This is a genomic window from Enterobacter cloacae complex sp. 2024EL-00214, assembly GCF_043945575.1.
Classification (GTDB): Bacteria; Pseudomonadota; Gammaproteobacteria; order Enterobacterales; family Enterobacteriaceae; genus Enterobacter; species Enterobacter cloacae_P.
Genome location: NZ_JBIMRC010000006.1, coordinates 104,128 through 126,070, shown reverse-complemented (window position 1 = coordinate 126,070; position 21,943 = coordinate 104,128). Strand labels below are relative to the sequence as shown.

Genomic DNA, 21,943 nt, shown 5'->3' with positions numbered 1-21,943 from the left:
TAGTTGTTGCAGCAAAAGAGTGTGAGCACTAGACTATGCCGCCTGTTTTTAAGTCACGAGTATACGTCATGCGCGTCGCCGATTTCTCCTTTGAATTACCTGAATCCCTGATTGCTCACTATCCAATGCCTGAGCGCAGTAGCTGCCGCTTGCTGTCACTGGATGGGCCTACGGGCGCGCTGACGCACGGTACTTTCACCGATTTGCTCGACAAGCTCAACCCTGGCGATCTGCTGGTTTTTAACAATACCCGCGTGATCCCGGCGCGTCTGTTTGGCCGTAAAGCCAGCGGCGGTAAGATTGAAGTGCTGGTCGAACGTATGCTCGATGATAAACGTATTCTGGCACATATTCGCGCGTCTAAGGCTCCGAAACCGGGTGCTGAGCTGCTGTTGGGCGATGATGAGAGCATCAAAGCGACCATGACCGCGCGCCATGATGCGCTGTTTGAAGTGGCGTTCGATGATGAGCGTACGGTGCTCGATATCCTGAACACCATCGGCCACATGCCGTTGCCGCCATACATTGAGCGTCCGGACGAAGAGGCCGACCGGGAGCTGTATCAAACCGTCTACAGCCAGAAGCCTGGCGCGGTGGCAGCCCCAACCGCAGGCCTGCATTTTGATGAGCCGCTGCTGGAAAAACTGCGTGCAAAAGGTGTGGAGATGGCTTTCGTGACGCTGCACGTGGGCGCAGGAACCTTCCAGCCAGTGCGCGTGGACAGCATTGAAGATCACATCATGCACTCTGAGTATGCCGAAGTACCTCAGAACGTGGTGGACGCTGTTCTGGCCGCGAAAGCTCGCGGTAGCCGCGTTATCGCTGTCGGTACCACGTCAGTCCGTTCACTTGAGAGTGCCGCGCAGGCCGCCAAAAACGAGCTTATCGAGCCGTTTTTCGGCGATACGCAGATCTTCATCTACCCGGGCTACCAGTACAACGTGATTGATGCACTGGTGACCAACTTCCATCTGCCTGAATCGACACTGATTATGCTGGTTTCCGCATTTGCGGGTTATCAGCACACGATGGCTGCCTACAAGTCTGCGGTAGAACAAAAATATCGCTTTTTTAGCTACGGGGACGCGATGTTTATCACGTACAATCCGCAGGCTTTGAATGAGCGTGTCGGGGAATAAGTCCGCGACACTGAATAATGTGTCGGACTGTTTTTCTGGCACAAAGGAAGAGAAATGAAATTTGAACTCGATACCACCGACGGTCGCGCGCGTCGCGGTCGCCTGGTGTTTGATCGCGGCGTGGTGGAAACCCCCGCGTTTATGCCTGTGGGCACTTACGGCACCGTAAAAGGGATGACACCGGAAGAAGTTGAAGCCACCGGCGCACAGATTATCCTCGGTAATACCTTCCATCTGTGGCTGCGTCCTGGTCAGGAGATCATGAAGCTGCACGGCGATCTGCATGACTTCATGCAGTGGAAAGGCCCCATTCTGACCGACTCCGGCGGTTTCCAGGTCTTCAGCCTGGGCGATATTCGCAAGATCACCGAAAAAGGTGTGCACTTCCGTAACCCGATCAACGGCGATCCGATTTTCCTCGATCCTGAAAAATCGATGGAGATTCAGTACGATCTCGGCTCCGACATCGTCATGATCTTCGATGAATGTACGCCATACCCGGCGGACTGGGACTACGCCAAACGCTCTATGGAAATGTCTCTGCGTTGGGCGAAGCGCAGCCGTGACCGTTTCGACTCCCTGCAGAACAAAAATGCGCTGTTTGGCATTATTCAGGGCAGTGTTTACGAAGATTTACGTGATATCTCCGTTAAAGGTCTGGTAGAGATAGGTTTTGATGGCTACGCTGTCGGCGGTTTGGCTGTGGGTGAGCCGAAGGAAGATATGCATCGCATTCTGGAGCATGTCTGCCCGCAAATCCCAGCGGATAAACCACGATACCTGATGGGCGTGGGTAAACCAGAAGATCTGGTGGAAGGCGTACGTCGCGGCATTGATATGTTCGACTGCGTAATGCCGACCCGTAACGCGCGGAATGGTCATCTGTTCGTTACCGATGGCGTGGTGAAAATCCGTAACGCGAAGCATAAGAGTGACACCAGCCCGCTTGATTCCGGGTGCGATTGCTATACCTGTCGCAATTATTCTCGTGCGTACCTGCATCATCTCGATCGTTGCAATGAGATTTTAGGCGCGCGTCTCAATACCATTCATAATCTTCGTTATTATCAGCGCTTAATGGCTGGTTTACGTAAGGCTATCGAAGAGGGTAAATTAGAGAGCTTCGTGACCGATTTCTACCAACGTCAGGGGCGGGATGTTCCACCTTTGAACGTTGATTAATTTTAATAATGAGGGAATTTGAATGAGCTTTTTTATTTCTGATGCGGTAGCGGCAACAGGTGCTCCGGCGCAGGGCAGCCCGATGTCTCTGATTCTGATGCTGGTTGTGTTCGGTCTGATCTTCTACTTCATGATCCTGCGCCCACAGCAGAAGCGTACCAAAGAGCACAAAAACCTGATGAGCTCCATTGCGAAAGGCGATGAAGTGCTGACCAATGGTGGCCTGGTGGGCCGCGTGACCAAAGTAGCTGACAACGGCTACATTGCTATCGCTCTGAACGACACCACTGAAGTGGTTATCAAACGTGACTTCGTAGCTGCCGTTCTGCCGAAAGGCACCATGAAGGCGCTGTAATCCCAACTTTTCCCAAAGGGAACTGCCGTGTTAAACCGTTATCCTTTGTGGAAGTACATCATGCTGGTCGTCGTGATTCTCGTCGGCCTGCTGTACGCGCTTCCCAACCTGTATGGTGAGGATCCGGCTGTTCAAATCACTGGCGCGCGCGGTGTCGCCGCCAGTGAGCAAACGCTGATCCAGGTCCAGAAAACGTTACAAGAAGAAAAAATTACCGCTAAGTCTGTGGCACTGGAAGGGGGCGCGATTCTTGCTCGCTTCGACACCACCGACACGCAGCTCCGCGCTCGTGAAGCGCTGATGGGCGTGCTGGGTGATAAATATGTCGTGGCGCTGAACCTTGCTCCTGCAACTCCGCGTTGGCTGGCTGCTTTGAATGCAGAACCAATGAAACTCGGTCTTGACCTGCGTGGCGGTGTTCACTTCCTGATGGAAGTGGATATGGACACTGCGCTTGGCAAACTGCAGGAACAGAATATCGATAGCCTGCGCAGCGATCTGCGTGAAAAAGGCATTGCGTATACCACCGTGCGTAAAGAAGATAACTACGGTATGAGCATCACGTTCCGCGACAGTGCGGCACGCGATCAGGCTGTAGATTACCTGACTCAACGCCACCGCGATCTGGTGATTACCTCTCAGGGCAGCAACCAGCTGCGCGCGGTAATGACCGACGCGCGTATGAAAGAAGCGCGCGAATATGCTGTTCAGCAGAACATCAACATTCTGCGTAACCGTGTAAACCAACTGGGCGTGGCTGAACCGCTGGTACAGCGTCAGGGTGCTGACCGTATTGTGGTTGAACTGCCAGGTATTCAGGATACTGCGCGTGCGAAAGAGATTCTGGGCGCAACCGCGACGCTGGAATTCCGTCTGGTTAACTCTAACGTTGATCAGTCAGCGGCTGCCGCAGGCCGTATTCCGGGTGACTCTGAAGTGAAGCAGACGCGTGAAGGTCAGCCAGTTGTGCTGTACAAACGCGTGATCCTGACCGGTGATCACATCACCGACTCCACCTCCAGCCAGGATGAGTACAACCAGCCGCAGGTTAACATCTCGCTGGATAGCGCGGGTGGTAACATCATGTCTAACTTCACCAAGGACAACATCGGCAAACCGATGGCGACCTTGTTTGTGGAGTACAAAGACAGCGGTAAGAAAGATGCCAACGGTCGTGCAGTGCTGGTGAAAGAGGAAGAGGTGATTAACATCGCCAACATCCAGTCTCGTCTGGGTAACAGCTTCCGTATCACGGGTATCAACAACCCGAACGAAGCGCGTCAGCTCTCTCTGCTGCTGCGTGCTGGTGCGTTGATTGCGCCAATTCAGATTGTTGAAGAACGTACCATTGGGCCAACCCTGGGTATGCAGAACATCCAGCAGGGTCTGGAAGCGTGTCTGGCCGGTCTGGTGGTGTCTATCCTCTTCATGATCTTCTTCTATAAGAAGTTTGGCCTGATTGCGACTTCTGCGCTGGTGGCGAACCTGGTGATGATCATCGGTATTATGTCCCTGCTGCCGGGGGCGACGCTAACCATGCCTGGTATCGCAGGTATCGTCCTCACCCTTGCGGTGGCGGTCGACGCCAACGTACTGATAAACGAACGTATCAAAGAAGAACTGAGCAACGGTCGCTCTATCCAGCAGGCGATCGACGAAGGCTACAAAGGCGCGTTCAGCTCCATCTTCGATGCGAACGTAACAACACTGATTAAGGTTCTTATCCTGTATGCAGTGGGTACTGGCGCGATCAAAGGCTTTGCAATTACTACCGGTATCGGTGTTGCAACGTCTATGTTTACCGCTATTGTCGGCACCCGTGCCATCGTGAACCTGCTGTACGGCGGCAAGCGCGTCAAAAAGCTGTCTATCTGAGGAGTGCGTTGTGGCACAGGAATATACTGTTGAACAATTGAACCACGGCCGTAAAGTCTGGGACTTTATGCGCTGGGACTACTGGGCCTTCGGCATTTCAGGTTTACTGCTGATTCTGTCCATCGTCATTATGGGCGTGAAAGGCTTTAACTGGGGTCTTGATTTCACCGGTGGTACGGTGATTGAAATCACCCTGGAAAAACCGGTCGATATGGACCAGATGCGCCAGTCTCTGCAGAAAGCGGGCTTTGAAGAGCCACTGTTGCAGAACTTTGGTAGCAGTCGCGACATCATGGTGCGTATGCCACCGGTGCACGATGCCAACGGCAGCCAGGAGCTGGGCAGCAAGGTCGTTAGCGTGATTAACGAAACGACCAGCCAGAATGCGACGGTTAAGCGTATTGAGTTTGTTGGCCCGAGCGTGGGTGCTGACCTGGCGCAGACCGGTGCGATGGCGCTGCTGGTGGCGCTGATCTCCATCCTTGTGTACGTTGGTTTCCGCTTCGAGTGGCGACTGGCGGCGGGGGTGGTTATCGCCCTGGCGCACGACGTGGTGATCACGATGGGCGTACTGTCTCTGTTCCACATTGAGATTGACCTGACGATTGTGGCATCCCTGATGTCCGTTATCGGTTACTCACTGAACGACAGTATCGTCGTATCTGACCGTATTCGTGAAAACTTCCGTAAGATCCGTCGCGGTACGCCGTACGAAATCTTTAACGTGTCGTTGACCCAGACGCTGCACCGAACGCTTATCACATCCGGTACCACTCTGATGGTTATCCTGATGCTGTATCTCTTCGGTGGCCCGGTGCTGGAAGGTTTCTCGCTGACCATGTTGATTGGTGTGTCTATCGGTACGGCTTCGTCTATCTATGTGGCATCTGCGCTGGCGCTGAAACTCGGCATGAAGCGTGAGCATCTGCTGCAGCAGAAAGTCGAAAAAGAAGGGGCGGATCAGCCGTCAATTCTGCCGTAAGGCAACGTCTTTCGCGTTATCAAAATCCCGGTCTGTTGGCCGGGATTTTTTTTGTCTGCTCCTGACAAACACTCCTGACAGTATGCTGTCAGGAGCCCTGTCGTAGACTCCTTCTGAACCCAAACAACAGGCAGGAGGATGTATGAAAAGCGTTATTAACTGGTTTGAAATTCCGGTCGCTGATATGGATCGCGCCATCAAATTTTATGAGCCGGTAATGCAGGTTACTCTTCGTCGTGAAAAAATGGATTGTGCTGAGCTGGCGGTTTTCCCGCATGAAGATCCGGTTACCGGCGGCGCACTGGCAAAATTTGACGGCATTACACCGTCTCAACAGGGCGCTATTATTTACCTGCATACTGACAATCTGGCGGCTACGCTCGATCGTATTGCTTCTGCAGGTGGTGAGTGCGTGTTTGGCCCGCTGGTGTTGCCACACGGTATTGGCACCATTGCCCTGTTTACCGACAGCGAAGGTAATCGTGTCGGCCTTCATCAACCCGCCTGAGAGCTGAAAAAAATATGACCCGACGCGCTGACCGTTTGTTTCAGATTGTGCAGATCCTGCGGGGCCGGCGGCTGACAACGGCAGCGCATCTGGCGGACAGGCTGGGGATTTCTGAGCGTACGGTTTACCGCGATATCCGTGACCTGTCGCTTTCTGGTGTGCCGGTGGAAGGTGAGGCGGGGAGCGGATACCGGTTGATGTCGGGTTTTGATCTTCCACCGCTGATGCTGACAAGCAAGGAGTCTGAGGCGTTGATGGTGGCGATCCGCCTGCTTAAAACCTGGGGCGGGGAGTCACTTTCGCGTGAGCTGGAGTCCGCGCAGGAAAAGGTACTGGCGATCCTGCCGGAAGAGAGCCGTCGAAAGGCGGAGCAGACGCGTATTTATGCACCGGATTTTTGCGTGCAAAACCACTCCCGCAGCGGTTTTGACATGATTCATCAGGCGATTTCAGCCCAGCGGGTGCTTGCGCTGCATTATCGGGATGATGCCGGGCAGCTCTCACAGCGCGACGTTCAGCCGCTGGGGCTGTTCTTCTGGGGAGAGCGCTGGTTGCTGGCGGCGTGGTGTGAGCGGCGCGACGATTACCGCTGTTTCCGGCTCGACAGATGTCTCAATATTGTGCAGACGGAGAGACGGTTTAGCGAGAGCGCGGATCGTTCGCTGGCGGATTTTTTGCGCAAGGTGAAGCAGTAAAAAACCGGGTGGCAAGGTAAAAGCAAAACGGCAACGTGTGTTGCCGTTTGTCGTGTTTGTTCCCTCTCCCTGTGGGAGAGGGGCTGTGCGGGCTGATTAGAAGTTGTAACCTACGACCAGGTAACCACCCCAACCGGTAGAACGGACGTTGAAGTTGCCGTTGCCGAAGTTCAGGCTTGCGTCGTCGTTCCACTGACCACCGTTGTGCCAGTAACGCGCCACAACAGAGTAATGCCAGTGATCGTAGTTCAGTGCCAGAATGTGGCTGGAAGCGATAGAGTTGCCGGTGCGCGCGTGCTTGCCGTTATTATCGTAGAAGTTGTCGCTACCCAGATCGGAGCCCCAGTCGAAGTTGGTGAAGCCGATGTAGCTCAGGTTTCCACCCCACAGTTTGGTAATTGGCACAAAGTATTTCACTTTGAAGCGGTAGCCATCCCACTCGTTTTCGTTGGATGCACCATAGTTCTGCCACTGGTATTTCGCGTAAATGTTCATGGACAGGCTCATCGGCAGACCAGTGTCGATGTCCGTACCCAGACCCATGTACCAGGTGCTCTGTTCCTGAGAATCGTTACGACCCATGTCGTAGATGTAGTTGTTCGCGAAATACCACTCTTTGAACGGACCGAAGCTCAGATCGGTACCGGTCAGTTTGTCGATGGAGAAGCGCGGTTCGATCTCCATGAACAGTGGGGAACCGTTGTTCCAGATACCTTTCGCATCGGTGTTACCACCGAAGAAGACCGGCAGATCCACATAGCCATAGAAATCAAACCAGTCTTTCTTGGCAAATGCTTCGTACTCGAGGTAGGTATCGTTGCGGATCTGTGGTCCGAAACGGGTGTCGTAGCTGCCGACTACGTTAACGCTCTGGTGCCACCAGTCGGAGAGGTACTGTGGTTTGTCGTTTTCCGCTGCGTTAACAGTGAAAGAGGAGGAAAGTGCCAGCACTGCGCCGGCTGCAAGTAATGTTTTTTTCATAATCATGCCACTGATTGAAATTCCCTTCCGGGAGTGAAAAATGCGCGATTTGCGTTTCTAAATATTTCGTGTTTCTGCGGAGCCTATTATAGGAATCCCTGCTCACAAAAATATGTGTTGTTTCACAGTTCTCTCACGCACGTAATCGATTGCGTTCACGTTTGCGTACTTTAGACGGCGGGATTGTAACGGCAAACATTTATGTTGCCAATATTTGCGGGATGTAAATGTTAGCGGAGTGACATTGCACTCCGCTAAAAAAGGGGGGTTACTGCGTGACGGGCTGGATATCGTGGATGCGAATAAAACCTAATTGTTCCGGTGTGAGGCCGTTCAACTGGAGTGGAATATCAACATCGCTCGGAGCCAGTATGCTGGCCGGGGCAGTGAATAGCTGGTTTTTCACGTTAATTTCCTGATAGCTCTCTGTAGTGCCCTGGATCTGCCCCCACTCTACGGTACCGCTAAATGCCGGGAGCGGATCGTTTGATTCGCCCTGAATGCGCAATGTTGCGCGAGTACCATCGGCATTCGCCGCAACGTTGACCAGCGACATTTTCAGCGTGCCAACCTGGCTATTGAGACGCGCGGGCGTATTGGCTCCGGGCAGCAGGTAAACGCCCTGGCTGGATTTTGCATTCAGTGCGTTTTGTTGGGTGATCTTCACCGTCTCTTTGTTCAGTTTGTCCATTGCCGTATTAAGCGTATTCACGCTTTGTTTCATCTGGCGGACTTCAGTTTGCTGTGCGCAGGCGCTAAGGGTGAAGAGGCTTCCCACCAGGAGAATTCTTAGATAACGTCTTGTCATTGCGTTTATTTCCTTGAAATAACGGATCTCCGTAATGGTAGCCAGTTGGATCCCGTCAGACATAGATCCTTTGTCTCAAAAAGCTCTTCCTTTGTTGTCAGGCCAGTTCAGGGTAAAATGAAAGTCAGTTAACCGGATAACAGGGATACCGTATGCATTGCCCATTCTGCTCCGCTGTGGATACCAAAGTCATCGATTCTCGTCTTGTGGGCGAAGGGTCTTCTGTACGTCGCCGTAGGCAATGTCTGGTGTGCAACGAGCGCTTCACGACCTTTGAGGTCGCAGAGCTGGTAATGCCACGGGTGGTAAAAAGTAACGATGTGCGTGAGCCATTCAACGAAGAGAAACTGCGTAGCGGGATGCTCAAGGCGCTGGAAAAACGTCCCGTCAGTGCTGACGACGTTGAAATGGCGCTAAACCATATTAAATCTCACCTGCGTGGAACCGGCGAACGCGAAGTGCCAAGCAAAATGATTGGCAATCTGGTGATGGAACAGCTGAAAAAGCTCGATAAAGTTGCCTATATCCGCTTTGCCTCCGTATACCGCAGTTTCGAAGACATCAAAGAGTTCGGCGAAGAGATCGCCCGCTTACAGGATTAAACTCATGCAGGATGAGATTTACATGGCGCGAGCCATGAAGCTGGCGCAACGTGGACGTTTTACCACTCATCCCAACCCGAACGTCGGCTGCGTTATCGTGAAAGATGGCGAGATTGTGGGCGAAGGGTTCCACTATCGCGCGGGCGAACCGCATGCCGAAGTGCATGCCTTGCGTATGGCGGGCGAAAAAGCGCGCGGTGCAACAGCCTACGTGACGCTTGAGCCATGCAGCCATCATGGGCGGACGCCGCCGTGCTGCGAAGCGCTGATTGCGGCGGGTGTCTCGCGTGTGGTTGCGGCGATGCAGGATCCCAATCCACAGGTCGCCGGACGCGGGCTGTACCGTCTGCAGCAGGAAGGGATCGACGTCAGTCACGGTCTGATGATGGGCGACGCGGAAGCCATTAACAAAGGCTTCCTGAAGCGTATGCGCACCGGATTCCCGTATATTCAACTTAAGCTGGGAGCCTCGCTGGATGGTCGCACGGCGATGGCGAACGGTGAAAGCCAGTGGATCACCTCCCCGCAGGCAAGGCGCGATGTGCAACGTCTGCGCGCGCAAAGCCATGCTATTCTCACCAGCAGTGAAACGGTTCTGGCTGACGATCCGGCTATGACCGTACGCTGGAATGAGCTAAATGCCGATACCCAGGCGCTTTATCCGCAGGAGAACCTGCGCCAGCCGCTGCGTATTGTCATTGATAGCCAGAACCGTGTGACGCCTGAGCACCGCATCGTCCAGCAACCGGGTGAAACCTGGTTTGCCCGCACGCAGGAGGATCCGCGGGCATGGCCAGACGGTGTGCGCAGCATTATGGTGCCGGAGCACAACGGGCACCTCGATTTAGTGGTGCTGATGATGTTACTTGGCAAACAACAGGTAAACAGCATCTGGGTAGAAGCGGGCCCGACGCTGGCTGGCGCGATGTTACAGGCGGGGCTGGTGGATGAACTGGTTGTCTATGTTGCGCCTAAACTGTTAGGTAGCGATGCTCGCGGCCTGTTTGTGCTGCCTGGCCTTGAAAAACTGGCTGATGCCCCACAACTCAAATTTAGCGAGATACGTCCTGTTGGCCCGGATGTTTGCCTCCATTTAACAACAGCGTAATTGCTCCTGAAATAGGGAAGCAGTGCGCAAAGTATTATGATAAAATCCGCCCCCCTGCGGGGCTAAATGAACCCGTAAAGGAAGAGTATGAACATTATTGAAGCTGCTGTAGCTACCCCGGACGCTCGCGTCGCCATCACCATTGCGCGTTTCAACAACTTCATCAACGACAGCCTGCTGGAAGGTGCGATTGACGCCCTGAAACGTATCGGCCAGGTTAAAGATGACAACATTACTGTTGTTTGGGTTCCAGGTGCTTATGAACTGCCTCTGGCAGCGGGTGCGCTGGCAAAAACCGGTAAGTACGACGCGGTGATTGCGCTGGGTACCGTTATTCGCGGCGGCACTGCGCACTTCGAATACGTTGCGGGCGGTGCAAGCAATGGTCTGGCACACGTTGCACAGGACGCTGAAATTCCTGTCGCGTTTGGCGTGCTGACCACCGAAAGTATTGAACAAGCCATCGAACGTGCTGGCACCAAAGCCGGTAACAAAGGTGCAGAAGCTGCACTGACCGCGCTTGAAATGATCAATGTATTGAAAGCCATCAAGGCCTGATTTTTTTGTAAGGGGAATTCCGTGAAACCTGCTGCTCGTCGCCGCGCCCGTGAATGTGCCGTCCAGGCACTTTACTCCTGGCAGTTGTCCCAGAACGACATCGCTGATGTTGAATACCAGTTCCTGTCAGAACAGGACGTGAAAGACGTTGACGTTCTGTACTTCCGTGAACTGCTGTCGGGAGTGGCGACTAATAGCGCGTATCTCGATGGTTTGATGAAACCATACCTGTCCCGTCTGCTCGAAGAGCTGGGCCAGGTGGAAAAAGCAGTGCTGCGTATTGCGCTGTTTGAGCTGTCTAAACGTGATGATGTGCCGTACAAAGTGGCCATCAACGAAGCGATCGAACTGGCAAAAACCTTCGGTGCTGAAGACAGCCACAAGTTTGTTAACGGCGTGCTGGATAAAGCCGCACCTGCGATCCGTCCCCACAAAAAGTGATCCGCAAACCGGAGTCTCGCATTGCCCTGGCGGCAGTGCGGCTCCGGTTTTTTCTTTTCTTTGCTGAGGCATAACGTATGGCTTGCGGCGAATTCTCCCTGATTGCCCGTTATTTTGACCGTGTCAGAACCTCTCGTCTTGATGTTGAAACCGGCATTGGCGATGACTGCGCACTTCTCAATATTCCTGAAAAACAGACGCTGGCAATCAGCACCGACACCTTAGTGTGCGGTCGTCATTTCTTACCTGATATCGACCCTGCCGATCTGGCGTATAAAGCGCTGGCGGTTAACGTGAGCGATCTGGCCGCGATGGGGGCCGATCCCGCGTGGTTAACGCTGGCTTTAACCCTGCCAGATGTCGATGAAACCTGGCTTGAAGCTTTCAGCGATGCGCTGTTTGAGCAGCTTAACTACTATGATATGCAGCTGATTGGTGGTGATACAACTGGCGGGCCGCTGTCGATGACGCTGGCGATCCACGGCTATGTGCCGGTTGGACGCGCGCTGAAGCGCTCGGGTGCAAAACCGGGTGACTGGATCTACGTGACCGGCACGCCGGGCGACAGTGCGGCGGGGCTGGCGATTCTTCAGGATCGCTTAACGGTTGCAGATGCTGACGACGCGGCGTATCTGTTGAAACGCCATCTGCGACCAACGCCACGTATTTTACAGGGGCAGGCGCTGCGTGAACGCGCCAGTTCGGCTATCGATCTCTCTGACGGGCTTATCTCCGACCTCGGCCATATTCTCAAGGCTAGTGGTGTGGGGGCGCGTGTTGACCTGGATCTGTTCCCGCTATCAGAGCAACTTCTCCGTCACGTTGACGCTGAGCAGGCCCTGCGCTGGGCGCTGTCCGGTGGGGAAGATTACGAGCTGTGCTTTACCGTCCCTGAGCTTAACCGCGGGACGCTGGATGTGGCGTTAGCCCACCTTGGCGCGAAATTTACCTGCATCGGGCAGATTATGCCTGAGAGCGAAGGGCTGCAGTTTGTTCGTAACGGCGCGCCAGTGATACTTGACTGGAAAGGGTACGATCATTTTGCCTAAATTAGAGCCGGTCCTGTTTAATACATCCCCATGTAACCTCAAGATTCAGGTTTCATCTCTGAATTCTCGCGGATAACTGAAATAACGATTGTTCCGGGCATGCTCATTCATTAACTTCCGCATTCGCTCTATCCGATTCAGGTTAGGGTCGTAAGGTGGAAGGTAATGAAGTTCGGTATTCTCCACTTCTGCTCAGTCTTTTATTGACTGCGAACGGTGATAACCCTACCGTCCAGAATAATGATGTGCATTTTCTGGCTATTTACGTATCTCCTTTAAAAAACGTAACGCAAATTTAATTAGGTTAATGGATATATTGGAGAGAGGTTATTTATTGCGTGAATGTTATTTATATAATTTTTGCCATTTAATTTATTTATTATTTTTTTTATCTTGCTGTCTGGCGTATGATGTTCCTGGAATGAGGATGTGAGTTATAGGATTGTTGGTTCGTATACTATGAGGGATGAGTATGTACCACATGAATTTTCCTTGCGAAATACTATTTCAGACAAAAAATAGATTTAATGATGCAAGTACAGATGATATGCGGCATAGTGATCTGTCTGCTTTAGAATTACAATCATTAGGGTTAAACGATGTTTCGACTATAGTCGATCCCTATAGGATGACCTTCAAAGATAAAATTAGCTATCCATTTATTACCGGGCATTCCCCTAAAGACGATCAACGCATTACCCCTGATGAATGCGCCAGTATACTTTTTGATGAAATGAGGGAGTTATCAGGGTTGTTTGCTTCCGGGCAATATAAAAATTTAATTGGAGAGATGATTAACCATTTTCAACATGGAGATGGCAGACCTTTTGGCTATAACGCGTTACTCAACAGAGCATTTTCTGATCTTCTCAGGGCAAAGCAATATGGAAATACTACGCCCAGTGTTATCAGGGATGCAATTAATAAATATGTCAGTGACAGGCGTAAACAAGTTGGTAGTCAGAATTTTATTTGGGATGTACGAACAGGAATATTAAATGCGACATTGCCTAAGTTTAATGATTTCGAAGACCGATTCAACGGAATGGGGATCACCATCCATGATATCTATTTCCAGAGAATTGTTATGCTTAATTTTAGAAGATACCAGATAGGGTGGGAGGCGGACATATTATTTGAAGCTCAGGATCATTTTGGTCTGGGGCGAGAAGATATTACTAAAAAACTATACCAAAGCTTCAGGTTTTTTCGGATATGGTTTGTTCTTCAGCGATACAACTGCTTTTCATTTAAACCTTTTGTGACGAACTTCAAGGCTTCTGTAAAACTGACGGGGCGATCATGATATGAAAAAATCCTGGTTTATTTATCTGGCAATTGCAGTAGTTGTGATTGCTTTTAGTCTTTGGGATGATATTTACCCTGTAAAAATTATTGATGTCCATCGCAGTACTGATAAATTTGATTATGATGATATTATCGTTGACCATTTCCCGTTAACGGATCGGGGACGAATTGACTGGTGGTTATCTCAGCGGGATATGCTTAAGAAAAAATACAACATCCCCTCCGGGCAGGAATTTGTTTTGATGGTCTGGGATGTGGGGGACGGGTATTTGCGGGACTCTCCGCGAGAGGATTATTTTTGTTTTCCTGATATGGCATCAGAGAAGAATTGTATTGAAAAAAATAACCTTCTTAAGGTTGATGCCAGATTTTCTGATAAAAATAAAGTTAATTTTATTATCGGTGGTAATAAGTACATCATGGATAAAAAAGATGGCTCGATAACTAAGGCGCGGTATTAAAAGCCGCGATTGGGCTGTATCAAATTATCGGAGCGATAATGATATGAAAAAATCCTGGTTTGTTTATATGGCGATTGTTTTGGTTGTGATTGCTTTTAGTTTCTGGGATCATATTTATCCTGTGAAAATCATTGATGTCCATCGCAGTACTGATCGCCCTGGCTATGATGATATTATCGTTGACCATTTCCCGTTAACGGATCGGGGGAGAATTAACTGGTGGCTATCTCAGCGGGATATGCTTAAGAAAAAATATAACATCCCCTCCGGGCAGGAATTTGTTTTGACGGTCTGGGACGTGGGGGAGGGGTATCTGCGGGACTCTCCGCGAGAAGATTATTTTTGTTTTCCTGATATGACATCAGAGAAGAACTGTATTGAGAAAAATAAACTTCTTAAGGTTGATGCCAGGTATTCTGATAAAAATAAAGTTAATTTTATTATCGGTGATAATAAATACATTATGGATAAAAAAGATGGCTCGATGACTAAGGCACGGTATTAAAAGCCGCGATTGGGCTGTATCAAATTATCGGAGCGATAATGATATGAAAAAATCCTGGTTTATTTATATGGCAATTGCAGTAGTTGTGATTTCTTTTAGTCTTTGGGAGGATATTTATCCTGTGAAAATCATTGATGTCCATCGCAGTACTGATCGCCCTGGCTATGATGATATTATCGTTGACCATTTCCCGTTAACGGATCGGGGGAGAATTAACTGGTGGCTATCTCAGCGGGATATGCTTAAGAATAAATATAACATTCCCTCCGGGCAAGAATTTGTTTTGACGGTCTGGGACGTGGGGGAGGGGTATCTGCGGGACTCTCCGCGAGAAGATTATTTTTGTTTTCCTGATATGACATCAGAGAAGAACTGTATTGAAAAAAACGAACTCCTTGCAGTCGATACCAGATTTTCTGATGAAAACAAAGTTAATTTTATTATTGGTGATAATAAGTACATCATGGATAAAAAAGATGGCTCGATGACTAAGGCACGGTATTAAAAGCCGCGATTGGGCTGTATCAAATTATCGGAGCGATAATGATATGAAAAAATCCTGGTTTATTTATATGGCGATTGCCTTGGCTGTGATTGTTTTTAGTCTGTGGGATTCTATTTATCCAGTGAAAATCATAGATGTCCATCGCAGTACTGACAGGATGGGCTATGACGATATTATCGTTGACCATTTCCCGTTAACGGACCGGGGGCGAATTAACTGGTGGTTATCTCAGCGGGAAATGCTTAAGAAAAAATACAATATTCCCGCCGGGCAGAGATTTGTTTTGACGGTCTGGGATGTGGGGGACGGATACCTGCGGGACTCACCGAGAGAGGATTATTTCTGTTTTCCTGATATGACATCTGAGAAGAACTGTATTGAGAAAAATATTCTTCTTGAAGTTTCTTTCAGATTTCCTGAAAGTAATAAGATCAGATTTTTTGTTGGTGATAATATGTACGTTATGGATAAAAAAGATGGCTCGATAACTAAAGAGCGGTACTGAATGCTACTTTGGCGATGTGTTCAACGGCTTGATTAATTCCGCTCTGCTCCCGCTAACAAAATAAGTCTAACAGGAGCAGTGGGGAAGGTGTTATGCCAGCCAGGTACGGATTTTGGCTTCGATACCTGCGGCATCCAGGCCGATGGCCGCACGGGCCTCGTCCTGCGTACCTTGTGGGATGAAGTGATCAGGCAGGCCGAGGTTCAGTACCGGAACAGCTTTACGGTTCGCCATCAGTACCTCGTTCACGCCGCTGCCCGCGCCGCCAATAATGGCGTTTTCTTCCAGCGTCACCAGCACGTCATGGCTTTCTGCCATGCTCAGGATCAGAGATTCATCGAGCGGTTTCACAAAACGCATATCCACCAGGGTGGCATTCAGCGTTTCAGCGACTTTTGCCGCTTCCGGCATCAGCGTACCGAAGTTCAGGATCGCCACTGTCTGACCGCGACGTTTGACCAGGCCTTTACCCATTGCCAGTTTCTCCAGCGGTTGCAGCTCAACGCCTACGGCATTGCCGCGTGGGTAACGAACTGCGCTTGGGCCGTCCTGATAGTGGTAGCCGGTAAATAGCATCTGACGGCATTCGTTCTCATCGCTCGGCGTCATGATGACCATGTCCGGTATGCAACGCAGGAACGACAGATCAAATGCGCCCTGATGCGTTTGACCGTCAGCCCCCACGATACCCGCACGGTCGATAGCAAACAGTACCGGCAGCTTCTGAATGGCAACGTCATGGATAACCTGGTCGTAGGCGCGTTGCAGGAAGGTGGAGTAGATAGCCACAACCGGCTTGTAGCCGCCAATTGCCAGGCCTGCCGCGAATGTCACTGCATGCTGCTCGGCAATCGCCACGTCAAAATACTGGTCAGGGAATTTTTTGGAAAACTCCACCATACCGGAGCCTTCACGCATGGCAGGCGTTACCGCCATCAGCTTGTTGTCTTTCGCCGCCGTTTCACACAGCCAGTCGCCAAAGATTTTCGAATAGCTCGGCATACCGCCGCTGCTTTTCGGCAGGCAGCCGCTGGTATGGTCAAATTTCGGTACCGCGTGGAAGGTGATCGGGTCTTTTTCCGCCGGTTCGTAACCACGCCCTTTTTTGGTCATGATGTGCAGGAACTGCGGGCCTTTCAGGTCGCGCATGTTTTTGAGCGTCGTGATCAGACCCAGCACGTCGTGGCCGTCGACCGGGCCAATGTAGTTAAAGCCCAGCTCTTCAAACAGCGTACCCGGCACAACCATACCTTTGATATGTTCTTCGGTACGTTTGAGCAGCTCTTTAATTGGCGGTACGCCGGAGAAGACTTTTTTGCCGCCTTCACGCAGCGAGGAGTAAAGTTTTCCGGAGAGCAACTGCGCCAGATGGTTATTCAGTGCGCCGACGTTTTCGGAAATCGACATCTCGTTATCGTTAAGGATAACCAGCATGTCCGGCTTGATATCTCCCGCATGGTTCATGGCCTCAAAAGCCATACCAGCGGTGATTGCGCCGTCACCAATCACGCAGACGGTGCGACGCTGCTTGTTCTCTTTTTCGGCGGCAACGGCAATACCGATACCGGCAGAAATTGACGTGGAGGAGTGGCCGACGCTTAACACGTCATACTCGCTCTCACCGCGCCACGGGAACGGGTGCAGGCCACCTTTCTGGCGAATGGTGCCGATTTTATCGCGACGTCCGGTCAGAATTTTGTGCGGATATGCCTGGTGACCTACGTCCCAGATCAGCTGATCGAACGGCGTGTTATAGACGTAATGCAGCGCCACTGTCAGCTCAACCGTGCCAAGCCCGGAGGCGAAATGACCGCTGGAGCGGCTGACGCTGTCGAGCAGGTAGCGACGCAGCTCGTCGCACAGTTTCGGCAGGCTCTCTTTCGGCAACAGGCGTAACTCCTGGGTGGAGTCTACTAACGCCAGTGTCGGGTATTTGGCAATATCAAAACTCATCAAAGGCTCATCGAGATATTTAGTTTATTTATCACGCTGGATTATATAGTCCGCTAGCGCTTCCAGTGCCGAGGTATCCAGGGATTGCGCAGCCAGCTGATTCAGCGACTGGCGGGCATCCGCTATCAGGTCCCGGGCTTTACGTTGGGCTTGCTCAAGGCCCAGAAGGGCGGGGTAGGTACTTTTGCCAAGCTGCTGGTCTGCACCCTGACGTTTTCCCAATGTTGCAGTATCGCCCACCACATCCAGAATGTCATCCTGAACCTGGAATGCCAGGCCTATACTTTCTGCGTATCTGTCCAGAACCGGCAGGGCTTTTCGCCCTTGTTCACCTGCGCTCAGCGCGCCCAGGCGAACGGCTGCACGAATGAGTGCCCCCGTTTTATGGCGGTGAATACGTTCCAGCTGTTCCAGATTAACCTGACGCCCTTCTGCATCAAGATCCAGTGCCTGTCCACCGCACATTCCTGCGACGCCACTGGCCATCGCCAGTTCGGACACCATCGCCAGACGGTCGCGGTCACTCACTTCAACCATCGGCGCATCGCTTAAAATCGAGAACGCCAGCGTTTGCAGGGCATCCCCCGCCAGAATGGCATTGGCTTCGCCAAACCGGATATGGCAGGTAGGTTGACCACGACGCAGGTCATCGTCATCCATCGCCGGTAAATCATCGTGGATCAGCGAGTAAGCGTGGATGCACTCAACGGCAGCTGCCGGGGCGTCCAGCGTAGTATCGCTGATACCAAATATCTTGCCTGTGGCATAGACCAGGAACGGACGCAGGCGCTTTCCGCCCAAGAGTGCGCCATAGTGCATGGCCTCAACCAGAGGAGTGTTCTGAAAAGGCTGTGGCTCGATAAAACGGCGCAGGGCGTCGTTGGCGCGATTCACACACGCCTGAAGCTCGTTGGCGAAATCCATTTACTCGGCGTCCGGTGTGAAAGGCGTTGTTTTAGCATCTTCGCTGTCGGACAGCAGGATTTGCACGCGCTGCTCGGCCTGCTGCAGTTTGACCTGCCCCTGACGTGCCAGCTGCACGCCACGCTCGAATTCGTTGAGCGCCTCTTCCAGCGGTAAATCACCGCTCTCAAGGCGGGTGACGATCTGCTCCAGTTCACTCAGCGCAGTTTCGAAACTGGCCGGTGCGTCGTTCTTCTTCGGCATAGTGAATTTGACTCTTTCTATTTTTAGCCCTGTCATGGTAACGGACTCAGGCGGAGAAGCAAATAACGCTCAATGGTGATATACTCGCGCGCCTGGATGCAGCCACGGGTGTGGGCTGTAATATTATTTTCCATTACAAGCCTTAACAAGCTTGCCTAAGAAACATTGCCGCCATGAAGTTTATCATTAAATTGTTCCCTGAAATCACCATCAAAAGCCAATCTGTGCGTTTGCGCTTTATTAAAATTCTCACCGGGAACATTCGTAACGTATTAAAGCACTACGACGAAACGCTTGCCGTGGTGCGTCACTGGGATCACGTTGAAGTTCGCGCGAAAGACGAAAACAAACGTCAGGATATTCGCGACGCGCTGACCCGTATTCCGGGTATTCATCATATTCTGGAAGTGGAAGATGTTCCGTTCAGCGATATGCACGACATCTTCGAGAAAGCGCTGGTACAGTACCGCAACCAGATCGAAGGTAAAACCTTCTGCGTGCGCGTGAAACGTCGTGGCAAGCACGAGTTCAGCTCGATTGAAGTGGAACGTTACGTTGGCGGCGGTCTTAACCAACACGTGGAAACTGCGCGCGTACGTCTGACTAACCCGGACGTGACCGTGAATCTGGAGATCGAAAACGATCGCCTGCTGCTGGTCAAAGGCCGTTACGAAGGTATTGGCGGTTTCCCGATCGGCACTCAGGAAGACGTGCTGTCGCTGATCTCCGGCGGGTTCGATTCTGGCGTTTCCAGCTACATGCTGATGCGTCGCGGTTGCCGCGTACACTACTGCTTCTTCAATCTGGGTGGTGCAGCGCATGAAATCGGTGTGCGTCAGGTGGCACATTACCTGTGGAACCGCTTTGGCAGCTCCCACCGCGTGCGTTTTGTGGCGATCAACTTCGAGCCGGTGGTTGGCGAAATCCTTGAGAAAGTGGACGACGGCCAGATGGGCGTCGTGCTGAAGCGCATGATGGTACGCGCGGCGTCCAAAGTGGCTGAACGTTACGGCGTACAGGCGCTGGTGACGGGGGAAGCGCTGGGCCAGGTCTCCAGCCAGACGCTGACCAACCTGCGTCTTATCGACAATGTTTCTGATACGCTGATCCTGCGCCCACTGATCTCCCACGATAAAGAACATATCATCGATCTGGCGCGTGAAATCGGTACCGAAGATTTTGCCCGTACCATGCCAGAGTATTGCGGTGTGATCTCAAAAAGTCCGACCGTAAAAGCGGTGAAGGCGAAGATTGAAGCGGAAGAAGAGAACTTCGATTTCGCGATCCTCGAGAAGGTGGTAGAGGAAGCGTCCAACATTGATATCCGCGATATTGCCCAGCAGACCGGGCAGGAAGTGGTTGAAGTTGAAACCGTGAGCGGTTTTGGTGCCAACGATGCGATTCTGGATATCCGTTCTATCGACGAACAGGATGACAAACCGCTGAAAGTCGAAGGGGTGGAAGTGGTTTCTCTGCCGTTCTACAAGCTGAGCACGAAGTTTGGCGATCTCGATCAGAGCAAAACGTATTTGCTGTGGTGTGAGCGTGGGGTGATGAGCCGTCTGCAGGCGCTGTATCTGCGTGAGCAGGGCTTTGCGAACGTGAAGGTGTATCGCCCGTAGTTCATTGCCGGGGAGTGCGGTATGTTGCCCTTACCCCGACCCTCTCCCACGGGAGAGGGAGAAAAACCTGGAAACGGCAACCTGTGTGGTTGCCGTTTTACTTTTATTCGTAGTAATTATAAATTCCCGCCGGCATGACCAGCGACGACGCCACTTCATACGCCTTCTCGCGCCCGACCAGCAGGTCGATAATCTTTAGCGCAAAATCAATCGCGGTTCCCGGCCCCTGGCTAGTGAGCAGGTTGACGCGCGGATCCCAGACAACGCGTTTATCGACCCACTGGTCTTCCGGAATGCGGTCTTTCAGCGCCGGGAAACCGGTCATATTGCCGATCGGGAAAATATCGTGTGGAACCAGCACCGTTCCGGCTGCGGCACAGATTGTCGCGACGATGCGGCCAGACAGGTGAAACTGCCTGACGGTTTCCACTAACAGTGGGCTGTCGCGAAAACACTCGGCTCCTTTCAGGCCGCCGGGAAGAACGATAATGTCGTAATCACCGTCAGCCACCTGTACCAGCGGGGCATCCGCCAGTATTTTCACCCCGCGTGAACAGGTGATCGCCAGATTACCGTCGCTGGCAACGCTTGCCGTCGTCACCGCAATACCGCCTCGCACCATCAGGTCGATAGTGGTGACGGCTTCCATTTCTTCGCTACCAGGGGCGAGGCATACCAGTGCCGACGCGCTCATACTCACTCTCCTTACGTTTAACCAGGTCATACAGGCGGGCGTTTTCCGGCACCGCAATGCCGTGTGCGCGGGCGCGTTTTAACAGATAGCCGGTGATGTAGTCGATCTCAGTGTGGCGTAACGCCCGAACGTCCTGCAACATTGAAGAGATATTTTCTGCGGTACTATCAATTACCTGCTCGACATAATAGCGTAAATCGTCTGCTGAGGTATGCAAGCCCTCGCGCTCCACCACTGAGGCGACCTCGGCGCACAGCGTGGCAATTTCCTGCGGATGGTTTTTCAGTTCGCCGTTCGGACAGTCCCATAAAGCCGTCAACGGATTGATCACACAGTTGACTGCTAATTTGCGCCACAGTTGAGGGAGAATGTTGTTGTGCCAGGCGACATCCGGCAGCACCTTTTGCAGTGTGTCTGCCAGATAGCTGTAGTCGCCATCCTGCTCACGAGCCGGGCCAATATGTGTTATCCCGCTGGCGACATGTACGATGATGTTGCCATCCCGGCGCGCCGCATGGGTTGTCGTGGCCATCAGCAGCGGCTGAGGGATATTTTTCAGTTCATCAATCGTCCCCATGCCGTTATGCAGTAGCAAAATGGGCGAGGTGGGGGGGAGCTGGGCGGCCAGCGCTTTTACCGCATCTGAAACCTGCCACGCCTTCAGCGTGACCAGTAGCAGATCGCTTTGCGCCAGGAAATCAGGATCGTTCGCGGTGAGGGATTCGTTAAAGATACTTCCGTCTTCACCAATCAGGTTTACACTGCAGTAGGGCTGAGGGACGCGTAACCAGCCCTGCACCTCGTGTCCGTGCTTGCATAGCGCAGTCAGCCATAGCTGACCAAGCGCTCCGCATCCGAGCACTGTAATTTTCATTGTTCCTCCTCACCTGCAACTGCGCCAGGTGTTACGGCCTAAGTATAGCGCCGTCAGCTAAGCTTC

Annotated in this window: 25 protein-coding genes and 1 pseudogene; 18 read left to right on the top strand and 8 right to left on the bottom strand. The window is 52.0% G+C overall.

From position 1 onward, the window contains the following. Positions 1 to 68: 68 nt before the first annotated feature. The 7 genes from queA to ACHHZ6_RS09145 all read left to right on the top strand — a co-directional run bounded on the left by queA (position 69) and on the right by ACHHZ6_RS09145 (position 6,736). Complete coding sequence (gene queA, locus ACHHZ6_RS09175) at positions 69 to 1,139, top strand: tRNA preQ1(34) S-adenosylmethionine ribosyltransferase-isomerase QueA (protein WP_182273918.1); 1,071 nt, start codon at positions 69 to 71, stop codon at positions 1,137 to 1,139. A gap of 54 nt (positions 1,140 to 1,193) precedes the next feature. Then, the gene (gene tgt, locus ACHHZ6_RS09170; RefSeq protein WP_182273919.1) at positions 1,194 to 2,321 is read left to right on the top strand and encodes a tRNA guanosine(34) transglycosylase Tgt; all 1,128 of its coding nucleotides are present in this window, start codon (positions 1,194 to 1,196) and stop codon (positions 2,319 to 2,321) included. Positions 2,322 to 2,343: 22 nt separating this feature from the next. After that, complete coding sequence (yajC, locus tag ACHHZ6_RS09165; RefSeq protein ID WP_182273920.1) at positions 2,344 to 2,676, top strand: preprotein translocase subunit YajC; 333 nt, start codon at positions 2,344 to 2,346, stop codon at positions 2,674 to 2,676. A gap of 27 nt (positions 2,677 to 2,703) precedes the next feature. Then, positions 2,704 to 4,551, top strand: coding sequence for a protein translocase subunit SecD (gene secD / locus ACHHZ6_RS09160; protein WP_182273921.1), 1,848 nt, complete (start codon positions 2,704 to 2,706; stop codon positions 4,549 to 4,551). A gap of 10 nt (positions 4,552 to 4,561) precedes the next feature. Continuing rightward, a complete protein-coding gene (gene secF / locus ACHHZ6_RS09155; protein WP_163281376.1) occupies positions 4,562 to 5,533 on the top strand; it encodes a protein translocase subunit SecF in 972 nt (323 codons plus the stop codon). A gap of 142 nt (positions 5,534 to 5,675) precedes the next feature. Further along, complete coding sequence (locus ACHHZ6_RS09150; protein WP_182273922.1) at positions 5,676 to 6,041, top strand: VOC family protein; 366 nt, start codon at positions 5,676 to 5,678, stop codon at positions 6,039 to 6,041. A gap of 14 nt (positions 6,042 to 6,055) precedes the next feature. Then, positions 6,056 to 6,736, top strand: a complete 681-nt coding sequence (locus tag ACHHZ6_RS09145; RefSeq protein ID WP_395122124.1) for a helix-turn-helix transcriptional regulator — start codon at positions 6,056 to 6,058, stop codon at positions 6,734 to 6,736. Between the two features lie 96 nt (positions 6,737 to 6,832). Here ACHHZ6_RS09145 and ACHHZ6_RS09140 read toward each other — a convergent pair whose 3' ends face one another. Together ACHHZ6_RS09140 and ACHHZ6_RS09135 are read right to left on the bottom strand one after the other, a co-directional pair. Further along, positions 6,833 to 7,717 (bottom strand): nucleoside-specific channel-forming protein Tsx, encoded by an 885-nt coding sequence (locus ACHHZ6_RS09140; protein ID WP_395122123.1) that lies wholly within the window; start codon positions 7,715 to 7,717, stop codon positions 6,833 to 6,835. 268 nt (positions 7,718 to 7,985) lie between these two features. Next, positions 7,986 to 8,525 carry a DUF3251 domain-containing protein gene (locus ACHHZ6_RS09135; protein ID WP_182273925.1) on the bottom strand — a complete coding sequence of 180 codons (540 nt, stop codon included), beginning with the start codon at positions 8,523 to 8,525 and terminating at the stop codon, positions 7,986 to 7,988. A gap of 152 nt (positions 8,526 to 8,677) precedes the next feature. Here ACHHZ6_RS09135 and nrdR point away from each other — a divergent pair, with 152 nt between their 5' ends. From nrdR to thiL, 5 genes are all read left to right on the top strand, one after another. Beyond that, positions 8,678 to 9,127: a transcriptional regulator NrdR gene (gene nrdR / locus ACHHZ6_RS09130; RefSeq protein ID WP_182273926.1), complete on the top strand. Its 450-nt coding sequence runs from the start codon at positions 8,678 to 8,680 to the stop codon at positions 9,125 to 9,127. Between the two features lie 4 nt (positions 9,128 to 9,131). Then, positions 9,132 to 10,235 carry a bifunctional diaminohydroxyphosphoribosylaminopyrimidine deaminase/5-amino-6-(5-phosphoribosylamino)uracil reductase RibD gene (gene ribD / locus ACHHZ6_RS09125; protein ID WP_182273927.1) on the top strand — a complete coding sequence of 368 codons (1,104 nt, stop codon included), beginning with the start codon at positions 9,132 to 9,134 and terminating at the stop codon, positions 10,233 to 10,235. An 87-nt stretch (positions 10,236 to 10,322) separates the two neighbouring features. After that, a complete protein-coding gene (ribE, locus tag ACHHZ6_RS09120) occupies positions 10,323 to 10,793 on the top strand; it encodes a 6,7-dimethyl-8-ribityllumazine synthase (RefSeq protein WP_006176874.1) in 471 nt (156 codons plus the stop codon). A 21-nt stretch (positions 10,794 to 10,814) separates the two neighbouring features. After that, on the top strand, positions 10,815 to 11,234 hold the full coding sequence (gene nusB / locus ACHHZ6_RS09115; RefSeq protein WP_006809908.1) for a transcription antitermination factor NusB: 420 nt from the start codon (positions 10,815 to 10,817) through the stop codon (positions 11,232 to 11,234). A 77-nt stretch (positions 11,235 to 11,311) separates the two neighbouring features. Next, positions 11,312 to 12,283, top strand: coding sequence for a thiamine-phosphate kinase (gene thiL / locus ACHHZ6_RS09110; RefSeq protein ID WP_182273928.1), 972 nt, complete (start codon positions 11,312 to 11,314; stop codon positions 12,281 to 12,283). Positions 12,284 to 12,340: 57 nt separating this feature from the next. Here the strand turns inward: thiL and ACHHZ6_RS09105 are convergent. Beyond that, positions 12,341 to 12,543: pseudogene (locus tag ACHHZ6_RS09105) on the bottom strand (transposase); the annotation flags it as partial. Between the two features lie 212 nt (positions 12,544 to 12,755). On the opposite strand from ACHHZ6_RS09105, the gene ACHHZ6_RS09100 reads away from it, so the two are divergent. From ACHHZ6_RS09100 to ACHHZ6_RS09080, 5 genes are read left to right on the top strand one after another with little or no spacing between them, the layout of a single operon-like run. Then, on the top strand, positions 12,756 to 13,589 hold the full coding sequence (locus ACHHZ6_RS09100) for a DUF3289 family protein (RefSeq protein ID WP_395122122.1): 834 nt from the start codon (positions 12,756 to 12,758) through the stop codon (positions 13,587 to 13,589). 1 nt (position 13,590) lies between these two features. Continuing rightward, on the top strand, positions 13,591 to 14,052 hold the full coding sequence (locus ACHHZ6_RS09095) for a DUF943 family protein (protein ID WP_395122121.1): 462 nt from the start codon (positions 13,591 to 13,593) through the stop codon (positions 14,050 to 14,052). A 43-nt stretch (positions 14,053 to 14,095) separates the two neighbouring features. Further along, positions 14,096 to 14,557, top strand: coding sequence for a DUF943 family protein (locus ACHHZ6_RS09090; RefSeq protein ID WP_395122120.1), 462 nt, complete (start codon positions 14,096 to 14,098; stop codon positions 14,555 to 14,557). A gap of 43 nt (positions 14,558 to 14,600) precedes the next feature. Then, positions 14,601 to 15,062 (top strand): DUF943 family protein, encoded by a 462-nt coding sequence (locus ACHHZ6_RS09085; protein ID WP_395122119.1) that lies wholly within the window; start codon positions 14,601 to 14,603, stop codon positions 15,060 to 15,062. Between the two features lie 43 nt (positions 15,063 to 15,105). After that, positions 15,106 to 15,567: a DUF943 family protein gene (locus ACHHZ6_RS09080; RefSeq protein WP_395122118.1), complete on the top strand. Its 462-nt coding sequence runs from the start codon at positions 15,106 to 15,108 to the stop codon at positions 15,565 to 15,567. Between the two features lie 90 nt (positions 15,568 to 15,657). On the opposite strand, the gene dxs is transcribed toward ACHHZ6_RS09080, so the two are convergent. Genes dxs through xseB form a run of 3 tightly spaced genes read right to left on the bottom strand, consistent with a single transcriptional unit; the run spans position 15,658 to position 18,687 of the window. Next, a complete protein-coding gene (dxs, locus tag ACHHZ6_RS09075) occupies positions 15,658 to 17,520 on the bottom strand; it encodes a 1-deoxy-D-xylulose-5-phosphate synthase (protein WP_395122117.1) in 1,863 nt (620 codons plus the stop codon). Positions 17,521 to 17,544: 24 nt separating this feature from the next. Then, the gene (gene ispA / locus ACHHZ6_RS09070; protein WP_395122116.1) at positions 17,545 to 18,444 is read right to left on the bottom strand and encodes a (2E,6E)-farnesyl diphosphate synthase; all 900 of its coding nucleotides are present in this window, start codon (positions 18,442 to 18,444) and stop codon (positions 17,545 to 17,547) included. Then, the gene (xseB, locus tag ACHHZ6_RS09065; RefSeq protein ID WP_008503331.1) at positions 18,445 to 18,687 is read right to left on the bottom strand and encodes an exodeoxyribonuclease VII small subunit; all 243 of its coding nucleotides are present in this window, start codon (positions 18,685 to 18,687) and stop codon (positions 18,445 to 18,447) included. It abuts the gene before it with no gap. A 173-nt stretch (positions 18,688 to 18,860) separates the two neighbouring features. Here xseB and thiI point away from each other — a divergent pair, with 173 nt between their 5' ends. Continuing rightward, the gene (gene thiI / locus ACHHZ6_RS09060; protein WP_182273937.1) at positions 18,861 to 20,309 is read left to right on the top strand and encodes a tRNA uracil 4-sulfurtransferase ThiI; all 1,449 of its coding nucleotides are present in this window, start codon (positions 18,861 to 18,863) and stop codon (positions 20,307 to 20,309) included. A 103-nt stretch (positions 20,310 to 20,412) separates the two neighbouring features. Here the strand turns inward: thiI and yajL are convergent, their stop codons facing one another. After that, positions 20,413 to 21,003, bottom strand: a complete 591-nt coding sequence (gene yajL, locus ACHHZ6_RS09055; protein WP_182273938.1) for a protein deglycase YajL — start codon at positions 21,001 to 21,003, stop codon at positions 20,413 to 20,415. After that, positions 20,966 to 21,877: a 2-dehydropantoate 2-reductase gene (panE, locus tag ACHHZ6_RS09050; protein WP_182273939.1), complete on the bottom strand. Its 912-nt coding sequence runs from the start codon at positions 21,875 to 21,877 to the stop codon at positions 20,966 to 20,968. Before panE ends, yajL begins: the two co-directional genes overlap by 38 nt. Positions 21,878 to 21,943 lie beyond the last annotated feature (66 nt).